Origin of the sequence: Staphylococcus sp. ZWU0021, from assembly GCF_000798895.1 — a bacterium.
GTDB classification, from domain to species: domain Bacteria; phylum Bacillota; class Bacilli; order Staphylococcales; family Staphylococcaceae; genus Staphylococcus; species Staphylococcus saprophyticus.
Genome location: NZ_JTLN01000030.1, coordinates 1 through 13,321, shown reverse-complemented (window position 1 = coordinate 13,321; position 13,321 = coordinate 1). Strand labels below are relative to the sequence as shown.

General features: G+C 31.9%; 13 protein-coding genes. 11 read left to right on the top strand and 2 right to left on the bottom strand.

From position 1 onward, the window contains the following. The first annotated feature begins 3 nt into the window (after positions 1–3). The 5 genes from L987_RS09090 to L987_RS09070 all read left to right on the top strand — a co-directional run bounded on the left by L987_RS09090 (position 4) and on the right by L987_RS09070 (position 5,766). Entirely contained in the window at positions 4–1,065 is a 1,062-nt protein-coding gene (locus L987_RS09090) for an alanine/ornithine racemase family PLP-dependent enzyme (protein WP_011302623.1), read from the top strand. A 94-nt stretch (positions 1,066–1,159) separates the two neighbouring features. After that, the gene (locus tag L987_RS09085; RefSeq protein WP_047504350.1) at positions 1,160–2,170 is read left to right on the top strand and encodes an ABC transporter substrate-binding protein; all 1,011 of its coding nucleotides are present in this window, start codon (positions 1,160–1,162) and stop codon (positions 2,168–2,170) included. Between the two features lie 12 nt (positions 2,171–2,182). Further along, on the top strand, positions 2,183–3,217 hold the full coding sequence (locus L987_RS09080; protein WP_011302625.1) for a FecCD family ABC transporter permease: 1,035 nt from the start codon (positions 2,183–2,185) through the stop codon (positions 3,215–3,217). Beyond that, positions 3,214–4,176 (top strand): FecCD family ABC transporter permease, encoded by a 963-nt coding sequence (locus L987_RS09075; protein WP_011302626.1) that lies wholly within the window; start codon positions 3,214–3,216, stop codon positions 4,174–4,176. The genes L987_RS09080 and L987_RS09075 overlap by 4 nt, the downstream gene beginning before the upstream one ends. Before the next feature lie 216 nt (positions 4,177–4,392). After that, positions 4,393–5,766, top strand: coding sequence for a YjiH family protein (locus L987_RS09070; protein ID WP_011302627.1), 1,374 nt, complete (start codon positions 4,393–4,395; stop codon positions 5,764–5,766). 168 nt (positions 5,767–5,934) lie between these two features. Here the strand turns inward: L987_RS09070 and L987_RS09065 are convergent, their stop codons facing one another. Together L987_RS09065 and L987_RS09060 are read right to left on the bottom strand one after the other, a co-directional pair. Then, a complete protein-coding gene (locus L987_RS09065) occupies positions 5,935–6,249 on the bottom strand; it encodes a heme oxygenase (RefSeq protein ID WP_011302628.1) in 315 nt (104 codons plus the stop codon). A gap of 248 nt (positions 6,250–6,497) precedes the next feature. Then, positions 6,498–6,758 carry a SunI/YnzG family protein gene (locus L987_RS09060; protein ID WP_002482662.1) on the bottom strand — a complete coding sequence of 87 codons (261 nt, stop codon included), beginning with the start codon at positions 6,756–6,758 and terminating at the stop codon, positions 6,498–6,500. 175 nt (positions 6,759–6,933) lie between these two features. On the opposite strand from L987_RS09060, the gene L987_RS09055 reads away from it, so the two are divergent. The 6 genes from L987_RS09055 to L987_RS09030 all read left to right on the top strand — a co-directional run bounded on the left by L987_RS09055 (position 6,934) and on the right by L987_RS09030 (position 12,904). Next, positions 6,934–7,437 carry a metal-dependent hydrolase gene (locus L987_RS09055; protein ID WP_047504348.1) on the top strand — a complete coding sequence of 168 codons (504 nt, stop codon included), beginning with the start codon at positions 6,934–6,936 and terminating at the stop codon, positions 7,435–7,437. A 115-nt stretch (positions 7,438–7,552) separates the two neighbouring features. Next, positions 7,553–8,740 (top strand): UTP--glucose-1-phosphate uridylyltransferase, encoded by a 1,188-nt coding sequence (locus L987_RS09050; RefSeq protein WP_011302630.1) that lies wholly within the window; start codon positions 7,553–7,555, stop codon positions 8,738–8,740. Positions 8,741–8,756: 16 nt separating this feature from the next. Further along, positions 8,757–9,440 carry a PAQR family membrane homeostasis protein TrhA gene (trhA, locus tag L987_RS09045; RefSeq protein ID WP_011302631.1) on the top strand — a complete coding sequence of 228 codons (684 nt, stop codon included), beginning with the start codon at positions 8,757–8,759 and terminating at the stop codon, positions 9,438–9,440. Between the two features lie 174 nt (positions 9,441–9,614). Then, positions 9,615–10,952 (top strand): multidrug efflux MFS transporter SdrM, encoded by a 1,338-nt coding sequence (gene sdrM / locus L987_RS09040; RefSeq protein WP_002482666.1) that lies wholly within the window; start codon positions 9,615–9,617, stop codon positions 10,950–10,952. A gap of 186 nt (positions 10,953–11,138) precedes the next feature. Further along, positions 11,139–11,597, top strand: coding sequence for a SepA family multidrug efflux transporter (locus L987_RS09035; protein WP_011302632.1), 459 nt, complete (start codon positions 11,139–11,141; stop codon positions 11,595–11,597). Between the two features lie 242 nt (positions 11,598–11,839). Beyond that, entirely contained in the window at positions 11,840–12,904 is a 1,065-nt protein-coding gene (locus L987_RS09030; RefSeq protein WP_002482667.1) for a P-loop NTPase, read from the top strand. Positions 12,905–13,321 lie beyond the last annotated feature (417 nt).

The following is a 13,321-nucleotide window of genomic DNA, read 5'->3' as shown; positions in this document are numbered from 1 at the left end:
CGTATGGCGCAAGTAAAAATAAATTTATCAAAAATAAAATACAATGCTCAAGTGCTATCGTCTATTTTTAATCAAAATCATATACGATTTACAGCCGTAATTAAGTGTGTTGGTGGTGATAATAGAATTGTAGAAACACTCAAAGAAATCGGATTGACACACTTTGCAGATGCCCGTATTGAGAACATTACTAAAAGTAAAAATGAAGATCTATCTTTTATGATGATTAGGACGCCAAGTCGAAGCGAATTAAACGATGTCGTGCAGCAAACGGATATCAGTATCCAAACTGAAATAACAACGATTCGACGATTAAATGATATCGCTAGGGAAAAAGGTACGAAACATAAAATATTGTTGATGGTAGATTGGAAAGACGGCCGAGAGGGCATTCTTACTTATGACATCATTGATTATATTAATGAAATCTTGTACATGCACCATGTGTCCATCGTTGGTCTTGCGTTTAATTTTATGTGTTTTCAATCAGTCATACCTACAGAAGAAGATGTGGCTTTAATCAATCAATTTGTAGATTCAGTGGAACGTGAGACAAATATGAAATTTTCAATTATTTCAGGTGGCAATTCGAGTATGATTCCCCAAATGCTTTATAGAGATTTTGGCAGAATTAATGAGTTAAGAATAGGTGAAACTTTATTTAGAGGTGTAGAAACAACAACAAATCAATCCATAGCTTCTTTATATCAAAATGCAATAACCTTAGAAGCGGAAATTGTAGAAATTAAACCTCGAATGAATATTGCTACCGGACATCAATACTTACAAGCGATTGTGGATATAGGAAATTTAGATACAGCTGTTGAAGATATCCAACCGTTACATCACCATATAAGCATTGCAGGTGCTACGAGTGATCATGTCATGCTTGATTTATTGAATCAAGATTACTATCAAGTAGGTGATAAAATACAATTCAGTTTAGGTTATAAAGCATTAGCCCATAGTATGTATATGGTTAATTTAAAAAAAGCTTATCATCACGATGAGATCATAGAAAATTTGTGTAACAATTTTAATGTTGAAAAATCAAATCGTTTTTAAGCTTTAATAAAAAGACTAAAAGTTTTTATTGACACCGATAATCATTATCAATAGAATTAAATATGTAATTATACATATCTAAGGAGGGAAAACGATGAAACATAGTTATAAAATTATGGGTATCCTGTTTTTAACTTTAACACTAGTCATACTGGCTGCCTGTGGTAGTGTCAGTGATAATGATTCGAGTAAATCGGATAAAGGTGATGACAATAAAGATGGTGTGACGATTAAACATGATGGAGGTACTACTAAAGTTGCCAAAGATCCTAAACGTGTTGTTGCACTTGAATTCTCATTTGTTGATGAATTAGCTGCTTTAAATGTGAAACCAGTAGGCGTAGCTGATGATGGTGACAAGAATAGAATTTTGGAACCAATACGAAAAGAAATTGGTGATTATACATCTGTAGGCGCACGTAAACAACCGAACTTAGAAGAAATCAGCAACCAAAAACCGGATGTCATTATTGCAGATACGAATAGACATAAAGGTATTCAAAAAGATTTAGAAAAAATTGCACCAACGATTATGTTACCAAGCTTTGATAGTGATTATAAAGATAATATAGAAGCCTTTAAAACAATTGCTAAAGCAGTCGGTAAAGAAGATAAAGGTAAAGAAAGACTTAAAGAACACGATGAATTAATGGATAAATATAGTAAAGAAATTACTATGGATAAAAAACAACCCGTGTTACCTGCAGTAGTAGCGAAATCAGGATTACTTGCACATCCTGAAAACACATACGTAGGTCAATTATTAAAAGAATTAGGCTTTAATAATGCATTAAATAAAACAAAAACAGATAACTTATCTAAATACTTAAAAGGACCTTACTTACAATTAAATGCCGAAGTATTGTCAGATATTAATCCTGGACGTATGTTTATTATGGCAGACAAAGGTGAAAACGATCCAAATCTTAAAAAACAAGAAAATAATCCAGTTTGGCAAGATTTAGATGCAGTGAAAAATAATCGTGTTTCTGTAGTAGATCGAAATACATGGGCACGTGCACGTGGCATTATTTCTTCTGAGGAAATTGCTAAGCAACTAGTAGATATTTCTAAAGAGGAAAAAAAGGATAATCAACAAAAGTAGGGTGACAGGTAAATGACTAAATCAAATAGCATTGACCCAACCAAATTAATAGAGAAAAAAACAAAAAAACGCACAGCACTCACATTTATTGTGAGTGTGTGTGCGCTTTTTGTCATTATATACTTCAATTTAAGTGTAGGGTCGTCGCATATTACGTTTAACGATTTCATGGATTACATATGGCATCATACCGACACGAAACAAACATTTTTAATACATAATGTGCGTATGCCACGCATGTTGGCAGCCTTATTCATTGGTGCTGCCCTGGGTGTAGCAGGTCTGTTAATGCAGGCAATGACGAGAAACCCATTGGCATCACCTCAAATTTTTGGCGTGAATGCCGGTGCTTCATTTGTTATCGTCTTTATCACTATGATTGTACCTGCTTTATCTGAATACGCAACCATACTTGCATTTGTAGGCGCATTTATAGGCGGACTTACAGTATATTTTCTATCTGGATCCACTAAGGGCATGACGCCAGTTAAACTAGCACTAGCTGGTATGGCAATCCATCTATTTTTTTCTAGCTTGACTCAAGGCATTATCCTTTTAAATGAAGATGCAACTTCAACGGTAATGTTTTGGCTTGTGGGTTCATTATCTACAATACAATGGCCACAAATTATAGGTGTCATACCATGGTTTGTGCTCGCATTTATAGGGGCCATTGCGATTGCTAAGCAACTAACAATCATGGAACTTGGTGAAGATTTAGCTACGTCTTTAGGACAAAATGTTAAATTAGTAAGAATAGCCACTGGTTTATTGGTCATTGTACTTGCAGGGGCATCCGTTTCAATTGCAGGACCAATTGGATTTGTAGGATTAATTGTACCTCATATTGTAAAACACTATATACGTGCAGATTATAGATTAATGGTTCCACTGACAATGGTGATTGGTGCAGATTTACTATTGTTATCTGATGTTTTAAGTCGATTAATTGCTTTTCCATTTGAATCACCAGTTGGTATCGTGACTTCATTTGTAGGCGCACTATACTTCTTATTAATAACAATTAAAGGAGTCGATAGATTATGATGGGTAAATTAACTTTGCGTTATAGCATCGTAACAGTTTTGTTAATAATTTCTGCAATCGCATCATTGTCTATCGGTGCTGTATTTATGAATCCAATTGAAGCGGTTAAAAGTTTATTTAATCATGATAATTTTATTTTAAATGAATATAGAATACCTCGAATGTTTCTAGCAATAATTGTTGGTAGTAGTTTAGCAATATCTGGCTCATTGATACAAGGTGTCGTGAGAAATGCCCTAGCGTCTCCAGATGTTATTGGTATTACAAAAGGTGCCAGTTTATCTGCTGTAACAATTATTATGTTGTTTCCTTCTGCACCGTTGTTTATACTACCTTTTGGTTCGTTTGCAGGAGCATTGTGTATTAGTATCATATTAACTGTATTGATATCTAAGTTTAATGTTCAAGGCTCAAAACTTGCACTTATAGGTTTAGCAATTGGTGCGATTTGTACAGCAATTGTGCAATATTTATTAATTCGAAATCCAATGGATGCAAATACGGCATTAGTTTGGTTAACAGGTAGTTTGTATGGTCACAGTATGATGAATGTTTGGGTTATTTTGCCTTGGTTTATCATCGCACTTCCGATTATTCTATATTATTGTCATCAACTCGATATTTTGTCATTAGGTGATGATATTGCAACGGCATTAGGGACAAAAGTGAAAAAAATTAAAATGATTCTTCTATTATTAGCTGTCATTTTAGCCGGTGCATCTATTTCAATTGTGGGTGGATTGAGTTTTCTAGGATTGATAGCGCCGCATATTGCAAGAAGAATTGTAGGTCATAAACACATTCATATTACGCTAATGTCAGGGTTGATTGGGGCTTTACTCCTTTCAATCAGTGATTGCATTGCAAGAGGCGTCCATCCGCCCCTTGATATTCCAGTAGGGGTGATTGTGGCAATTGTAGGTGTACCATACTTTTTATTTTTATTAAGAAAAATTTAATTTAAATTAAGTAAAGAAATAGGATGTAAATTGCAAAAGTAATCGCTTTCATTTAAAGTAGAATTAATTCTATGCTTATAGAATCGATTCTACTTTTTTAAAATGACAGTAAATAGACAAAAATTACCGATTTACATATTTATACATTATACGTTATAATTATAGCTGTTGTTTTTAAAAATAAAATCAAATTAATACACCTAAGGGGTGAATAGAGTGAATCAATATAGTAAAGCCCAGATTGTACGTGGTCGACTTAAGTTTATTATCATGTCTTTAATTGGCATAATTTTATTCTTAATGCCAATAAGCGTGACTGAAGATGGTGAAAAACAAACAACTTTACCTGTTGCATTTTTAGCTGGACTTTTGAAAGACACTATCGGAGGTGCAATGCCTTTAATTATTGTGATTATTATTACACTATCAGGCATTTTATCTGTATTATGTTCTATAGTACTGAAAAATAAATTAGCACCGGAAGGATTAATGTACAACGCATTTAATGTTAAAATCGGATGGCTCATTTTGAGAATATTAGCAGTTGTATTTGTATGGATTACATATTTAAAAGTCGGCACTGAAGTCATATATTCTGCAGACACAGGTGGTCTTGTATTTGAAAGTTTACTACCGACGTTGGTTACGGTATTTTTCTTTGCTGCACTATTCTTACCATTGCTTATGGAATATGGATTATTGGAATTACTAGGACCAGTATTTAGACCTATTATGAGACCGTTATTCACATTGCCGGGTCGTTCTACAGTAGATAATTTAGCATCTTTTATTGGTGATGGTACGGTAGGTGTCTTAATTACAAGTAGACAATATGAAGAAGGATTCTACTCAAGACGTGAAGCAACAGTGATTGCAACTACATTTAGTGTTGTATCTCTTACCTTTGCAATTGTTGTTGCAGAAACTGTGCACATGCAAAACCATTTCTTCTATTTTTATTTAACGGTTATTATTTCTTGTTTAGTGTGTGCATTTATCTTACCAAGGATTTGGCCTTTAAAATCTATTAAAGATGAATATGCAAAAGAAGTTTCTGAGGAAATGAGAACTGAGCAGCTACCAGAAAACAAAACGCCATTAAGACATGGATTTGACATGGCTACAGAAACTGGTATTAAAGCACCTGGTTTTAGATTATTTTTCAAATCAGGTTTTAAAACAGTGATTGATATGTGGTTCGTTATTTTGCCAGTAGTCATGAGTGTAGGGACATTAGCTACAATTATCGCGACATATACGCCTTTATTTTCAATTATTGGTAAACCATTTGTACCATTTTTAGAATTACTACAAATTCCTGAAGCTGTACAAGCCTCAGAGACTGTATTAATTGGATTTGCCGATATGTTTTTACCATCTATTTTAATTGAAGGTGTAGGTAATGATATTACTTTATTTGTAGTTGGTGCATTAAGTATTACTCAATTAATATACTTATCAGAAGTAGGCGGTGTGATCTTAGGATCAAAGATACCTGTGAGTATTTTTAAGCTTTTCGTTATTTTCTTAATTAGAACGATCATTGCGTTACCTATTATTTCATTGATGGCACATTTATATTTCAATTAATAGGCGCCTTTACAGATTAAATATCACATTGTATTACTAAAGTATTGTCATACAAAAAGCCATAAAGCAATCTATCAATATAGATACTTTATGGCTATTTTTAATTTGTCATATAATGTATGAACTGTAAAAACTACCGGTACTGGTATCGCTAATATAACGTCAGAGTTATGAGAGCTCTGAAATCACATTTGCTTTAACTACTTTATTACCTAGGATAGGTGAATCGTCACTTTTAGTTTTTGATTTACCTTCATGTGCTTCTTTGAAAGCATCGCTCTTCAACCAACCTTTAAAGTCATCTTCAGAATCCCACCAAGTATTGATATACATTTGATCGTAATCTGCTTCATCATCAATAAGCCAAACTTCAACTTTTTGGAAACCTTCTAATTCTTGGATTTTACCACCTTGAGTAAACTTTGGTGCCATTTTTTCTGCGAAGCCTTTTTTAACATCGATTCGATTTGTTACAACGTACATGCTGCGCACCTTCTTTCATTAATATAAATATATTATAGCATTGTTGATTTAAGAAGGTAATTGAGAACGCTTATTAATAGCGAGCAGATTACAATTGAAAGGCAGTAAATGGTTCAAGCTATTTATAGCAAAGTGAAAATCTCATTAGGTCATTTGTTATAGAAGAAAAGAGGTATAACGAGTAAAATTTAAATTTACTCGTTATACCTCTTTTTATTAATTTTATTTAAGTGAAGTTATTGTATGAATTACTTGGTAACTTCATTATAAACTTTTTGATCATTTTGCGTATAAATAATGTATTCATGGTCATCAGTATCGATGATAACGCGGTTCGTTTTTCCAAATGTAGAACCGATTCTCGAAACTTTATCTCTATCGAGTTTTGGTACTTCATGGATATTTTGATCTTGTGAAATGTTCTTAATTTCACTTGTTGGAATTTTGATATCTGCAACTCTCCACTGAATTCTTACTTCATTGTTATCTTTTTTTACTGTCATTGCCATAACTCGAACACATCCTTTAAATAATTTGTAGATATATCATACAATATATTGCAATCGTTTTCAAGAGATTGTGTGATACTTTTTCAAAAAAGGTTATACTCATATGTTTTTACGAAAGTATGTTCGCATTAATCGTGTGATTATGCTAAAATATTAATGATAAGGAGAAGTGAAAATGACAGGTAAAACACATGCATCATGCGGCTTATTAGTCGGGGCTTTAACTATAGAATATTTTCATACAGATTTGTTTACTTCGATCACAGTTATTACGCTTGCAGTCATATCAAGTTTATTACCTGATATTTGTCATCCCCAAAGCAAGATAGGAAGACGATTTAAACTGATTAGTTTTTTCATTAGAATGATATTTGGGCACAGGACATTCACACATTCATTGTCATTCATCGCAATTATTGTTTGTTTACTATATGTCATACAAACGCCATCATACTATTTAGTTACGATTATTCTAGGATTGCTTTCACATGTTATACTAGATATGCTAACGCCAAGAGGTGTTAAGTTATTTTATCCGATACCAATTAATGTGAAATTCCTAGTTGTATTTAAAACTGGTGGGCTAGTTGATATCTCATTGGCAAGTGCATTGACCATTGGCGCAATTTATGTGATTTTTCAGCCATTTTTTAATAATCTATTCTTGAATTGGTTATAATTATGGTTGTCCTAAGAATCATAATAATATAAAGTACATATAGTGAAATGATATATCCATATTATAAAAAAGGTATAAATTATATCTGATTAAAGGGATATTAAGGAGAGAGAGCATGTTAGATAAGAAAACACTAGAAAAGTTTAATCAAGAACATCTCATTGAGTTTGAAAAATTAATGAGTTCAAATGAGAAAGAACACTTATCTGAAAAACTTGAATCATTAAATTTAGCTGATATTAGAAATTTATATAATGATTTATACTTGAATAAAAAGGTAATTGATGATGTTTCTTCTGTTAATGAAGTCAAATATGACGTGAAAAGCGAATTTACAGTTGATGAAATCGAACAATATGAAAAAATTGGACTTGATGCGATTAAAAAAGGCAAATTTGCAGTTTTATTAATGGCTGGTGGTCAAGGGACAAGGTTAGGCTACAAAGGTCCAAAAGGTTCATTTGAAATTGAAGATACGAGTTTGTTTGAAATTCAAGCGAAACAATTATTGGCATTAAAAGAACAAACAGGTCAGTATATCGACTGGTATATTATGACAAGTAAAATTAATGATAAAGAAACACAACTATATTTCGAGTCGAAAAATTATTTTGGTTACGACAGAGATCATGTACACTTCTTTATGCAAGATAATATTGTCGCTTTGTCAGAGGAGGGTAAACTGGTATTGGATGTGGATAGTAATATTCTTGAAACGCCAAACGGTAATGGTGGTGTATTTAAATCATTAGCAAAATCAGGTTATTTAGATGAAATGACTGAAAATGGCGTCGAATATATTTTCTTAAATAATATTGATAATGTGTTAGTTAAAGTATTAGATCCATTATTTGCAGGATACACATTTCAGAAAAGTATGGACATCACTACTAAGTCCATACAACCCAAGGATGGGGAAAGTGTTGGTAGGTTAGTCAATGCGAATCAAAAAGACACGGTTCTAGAATATTCAGAATTAGATCCAGAAATAGCTAATGAGTTTAACAATGCTAATATTGGAATCCACTCATTTAAACTGGCGTTTATCAATAATGTTGTTGATAACGACTTACCATATCATTTAGCGATTAAAAACTTAAAACAATTAGATGAAGACTTTGGTGTAATTGAACTACCGACATTAAAGTTTGAACTATTTTATTTTGATATCTTCCAATATGCGCATAGTTTTGTAACATTACAGGTACCTAGAGAGGAAGAATTCTCTCCACTTAAGAATAAAGAAGGTAAAGATAGTGTTGAAACGGCTACGGCTGATTTAAAACGCATGAATATGATATAAAAAGGTGGTTACACTCATGTCTCATTCAGTAGAAGCTGAAGATAATAAACTGGTTAAAACATTTAAAGATATTATTCCCCTGACTTTTGGGGAAGAAATTGGCAACTCAGTATCACATGGAGTGGCTGCTTTTATAGCATTATGTGCATTGCCTTATGCAGCGATACATAGTTTTCTTGAATATGGTGTGTTAGGTGCCTTTAGTGTCTCTGTTTATGTAATAAGTATTTTTTTAATGTTTATCTCATCAACGGTATATCATGCCATGCCAAATCAATCATCACATAAATTCATATTAAGAATAATCGATCATAGTATGATTTATGTCGCGATTGCAGGTACTTATACACCGATATGTCTTACTTTGGTCGGTGGTTGGATTGGCTGGTCTAGCATGGTTGTCTTGTGGGGCATTACAATCTGGGGCATTCTTTACAAATCGTTAGCAAAAAATGTTAATCATAAGTTAAGTTTGATTATGTATTTAGTTATGGGATGGATTGGTGTACTATTTTTGCCAACAATTATTTTTGATTCATCTTTACTATTTATGTTATTTATATTGTTTGGTGGACTTGCCTATACAATAGGAGCTTGGTTTTATGCTCAAAAAAACCGTCCGTATTTTCATATGATATGGCATTTCTTCATTATAGTTGCATCCGTATTTCACTTTGTAGCTATCATGTATTTTATGTAAGATAATTAAAGTTGTTAACAGTGTTCATTGACATTGTTAGCAGCTTTTTTTATGGCATGTTTAAATGTTGTATGCACTGAAGAGCGTTTTTGAAAAATGTGTTGAACTTATAAATAAATAATGGTTAAGTAGATATTGATATTGTTACAAAATTTAAGGGTTAGGAAGTTATATATGAATATAAAATCATTAGGCATTATTATTGCGTTAATATTAATTATGTTTATGTCTGCAATAGAAACTTCAATCGTTTCCTTAGCATTGCCAACTATAAAAAATGATTTAAACGTAACGTCATCTATTTCATTGATATTTGCTGTGTATTTTATTGCAATTGTTATTGCAAACCCGATTGTTGGAGAATTGTTAGATCGTACTAAAATTATATATATTACATTATTAGGGCTTATGTTATTTACAATAGGAAGTTTATTTTCAGGGCTAAGTGACACATTTACCATGTTAATCATCTCTCGCTTTATTCAAGGATTGGGTGCAGGTGTCATGATGGCATTAAGCCAAATTGTCCCAAAACTGGCATTTGAGATACCTTTACGCTATAAAATCATGGGAATCGTTGGAAGTGTATGGGGGATATCCAGTATTATAGGACCTGTTTTAGGTGGCGGTATTTTAGAGTTTGCTACATGGCATTGGCTATTCTTCGTGAATATTCCAATTTCAATTATTGCAATCATACTTGTAGTGATTACATTTCATTTCGAGAATGAAAGTACATCAACTAGTGCTAAATTAGATGTAAAAGGCTTATCGTTATTTTATACTTTTGTATTCTTTTTAATATTTGCAGTGATGTATACAGCCAATATTTATTTAAATATCATTTCAATCATATTAGCTACGGTTGTCGGTGTTGTGTTATATAGAAATGAAAAGACAATAAAAACACCTTTTATACCAGTGCAAGAATTTAATAAAACAATTGTTTTAATATTTTTTACTGATTTTGCATATGCAATTATACTTATGGGTTATAACCTCTATATGCCAATTTATTTACAAGAAGATCTTGGCTTATCTCCATTACAAAGTGGGTTTGTTATTTTTCCAATTTCGTTTGCGTGGCTAGTATTGAATTTTAATTTAGATAAAATAGAAGCAAAAATGACTAGGAAGGCATTATATATATTTGCATTTACATGTTTAATGCTTTGTGGCATTTTAGTATTTATAGGAACTAACTCTCCAATTTTTATTGCTTGTAGTTTGTTATTAGCAGGTATAAGCTTTGGTACAGTTTATACTAAAGATAGTGTTATCACACAAGAAGAAACCTCTCCTAAAAATATGAAGCGTATGATGTCATTATACACTTTGACTAAGAGCCTGGGTAATTCAGTCGGATCGACAATTATGGGCTATGTCTATGCGTTATCTATTCCAATTATTGGTTTGCATATTCATAACATTGTAATTTTGAGCTTTGTCATCTTGTTTATACTTATAATATTATGGTCCATCACATATCGAAAACAAGATACATTAACTTAACATGTTTTAACATTGCTAAGTGTTTTTGTTTAAAATGAATAACAAATGATAATATAGTAGGTTGAATTTCTGTCGTTTGGTCATATAAAGTTATAATGGTAAGATATATAATGCATTCATATCACATATAAGAAAATATATGTTTATATAGTCAATGATTGATTAAGAAAGGGAGGACAGTAAGCTATGAAATATTTAAGATATTTATTAACAACGCTTATTGTGCTTTCTGTATTTATTATTTCTGGTGCGATTTTTTTAACTTTTTTAGGATTTGGTTTATACGGATTAAGTAGAATTTTAATCTACTTTCATCTTGCATATTTTGGTTATAATAAAAGTTTTTACGATAACTTGATATATTACGGTAGTTATATTGTATTAGGCTATTTCAATTTATTCATTGTAGAAAATTTAATGGATTATTTTAGAAAAAAATTACCTGAAAATCTTTACTTTCAAGGACTTACCTTTCAATTAATTACGTTTTCAGTAACTACATTGTTGTTTTATTTTATAGTGCACATACATTATACCTATATCGACATCGACTTTTGGGTAATTGTATTAATTATTGGCGTATTATTCATCTGTAAAGAAATATTTTATCCTGATAGTAAAAATTTAAATCAAAAAAATAAATAATGTAAGTGAACATTATATTCTTAAACATAAGGAAGATCTTGCATATTTTGAATTCCAAACAACTTAAATACATTGATCTAAAGTGAAAGTAGTTAGCTTATTATTCTAATATTAAGAATAGATTGAGCTAACTGCTTTTTTATTGAACAAATTATATTTATACTTAAATTAAGCTATTTGAAGCAAATGTTAGTTTTGTTTGTTAAAATATAATTGATATTTAAATAAGAGGGGGACGCTTTGTGTTAACGATAGCGCAAGTTAAAGAACTTGTTGGAGAATTAAAAGATCCAATAATAGATGTACCATTAAAAGAAACAGATGGAATAGTAGAAGTTACTATTAAAGAAGAGATAGAACACGTTAGTGTTAAAGTAGCAATGGCGCAATTAGGTGGACAACCGCAATTAGATTTGCAAATGGCTATTGTAGAAGTATTAAAGGAAAATGGAGCAAACACGGTTGGCATCAGATTTGAAGAATTGCCGAGTGATGTTGTTGAGCAATATCGTGGCTCTGGCGAAAACGAAAATCAAACCATTGAAGGATTACTGTCAAAAGATAATCCAGTAGAATTTATCGCTATTGCTTCTGGTAAAGGGGGCGTTGGTAAATCAACAGTCGCTGTTAATCTAGCAGTATCATTAGCGCGTGAAGGTAAAAAAGTAGGCTTAGTAGATGCTGATATCTACGGTTTTAGTGTTCCAGATATGATGGGAATTGATGAGAAACCAGGTGTACAAGGCAAAGAAATCATTCCCGTAGAACGTCATGGTGTGAAAGTGATCTCAATGGCATTCTTTGTAGAAGAGAATGCACCAGTGATTTGGAGAGGACCCATGCTAGGTAAAATGTTAACTAATTTCTTTGTAGAAGTTAGATGGGGAGATTTAGACTACCTTATCTTAGATCTACCTCCAGGCACAGGAGATATTGCATTAGATGTTCATACGATGCTACCTTCAAGTAAGGAAATTATAGTGACAACGCCACATCCAACAGCAGCATTTGTCGCAGCCCGTGCTGGCGCAATGGCTAAACATACAGAACATTCTATTCTAGGTGTAATCGAAAATATGTCTTATTTCCAAAGTAAAGAAACAGGGAATAAAGAATATGTATTCGGTACTGGTGGCGGAGAAAAACTTGCAGAAGAACTACAAACTGACTTGCTAGGACACCTCCCGTTAGAACAACCATCTTGGAATCCAAAAGACTTTGCACCTTCAATTTATCAAGCTGATGATCGACTCGGTGAAATCTATCAATCCATGGCACAACAAATCATTGATAAAACGACAAAATAAGTCATTTCAGTAATGGATAGAGATTATTTTAATTTCTATCCATTTTTTTATTGCAATTTTTTAAAATGGTGGTAGAATAGTTTCTTGTGGCAAACAATTGCTACTAAATAAGTGAACGAAAGAAATCACAAAATCTTAAATTAAATATTGACTTTCCATTGAGGAATTGATATTATTTAAAAGTCGTTAAAAACGGCAATAACATTATTTAAAGAAATTATAAAAAGTGTAAAAAATATACTTGAAATAATCTTAATAATAATTTAATATTATTAAAGTAATGTTAATTACTCATTTAAAAAATATTATTTTTTGTTGACAAGTTGTTAACAAAAATGGTATAGTAATGAAACAACTATTTAAATGAACATTGAAAACTGAATTGCAATATGTCAACGTTAATTCCGAACACAACAT

Excerpts from the sequence above, each read along its gene's own strand:
- L987_RS09060 (WP_002482662.1), bottom strand. The coding sequence starts at position 6,758 with ATGGCAATGACAGTAAAAAAAGATAACAATGAAGTAAGAATTCAGTGG.
- L987_RS09080 (WP_011302625.1), top strand. The coding sequence starts at position 2,183 with ATGACTAAATCAAATAGCATTGACCCAACCAAATTAATAGAGAAAAAA.
- L987_RS09085 (WP_047504350.1), top strand. The coding sequence starts at position 1,160 with ATGAAACATAGTTATAAAATTATGGGTATCCTGTTTTTAACTTTAACA.
- L987_RS09075 (WP_011302626.1), top strand. The coding sequence starts at position 3,214 with ATGATGGGTAAATTAACTTTGCGTTATAGCATCGTAACAGTTTTGTTA.
- L987_RS09035 (WP_011302632.1), top strand. The coding sequence starts at position 11,139 with ATGAAATATTTAAGATATTTATTAACAACGCTTATTGTGCTTTCTGTA.
- L987_RS09055 (WP_047504348.1), top strand. The coding sequence starts at position 6,934 with ATGACAGGTAAAACACATGCATCATGCGGCTTATTAGTCGGGGCTTTA.
- trhA (WP_011302631.1), top strand. The coding sequence starts at position 8,757 with ATGTCTCATTCAGTAGAAGCTGAAGATAATAAACTGGTTAAAACATTT.
- L987_RS09065 (WP_011302628.1), bottom strand. The coding sequence starts at position 6,249 with ATGTACGTTGTAACAAATCGAATCGATGTTAAAAAAGGCTTCGCAGAA.
- L987_RS09050 (WP_011302630.1), top strand. The coding sequence starts at position 7,553 with ATGTTAGATAAGAAAACACTAGAAAAGTTTAATCAAGAACATCTCATT.
- L987_RS09090 (WP_011302623.1), top strand. The coding sequence starts at position 4 with ATGGCGCAAGTAAAAATAAATTTATCAAAAATAAAATACAATGCTCAA.
- sdrM (WP_002482666.1), top strand. The coding sequence starts at position 9,615 with ATGAATATAAAATCATTAGGCATTATTATTGCGTTAATATTAATTATG.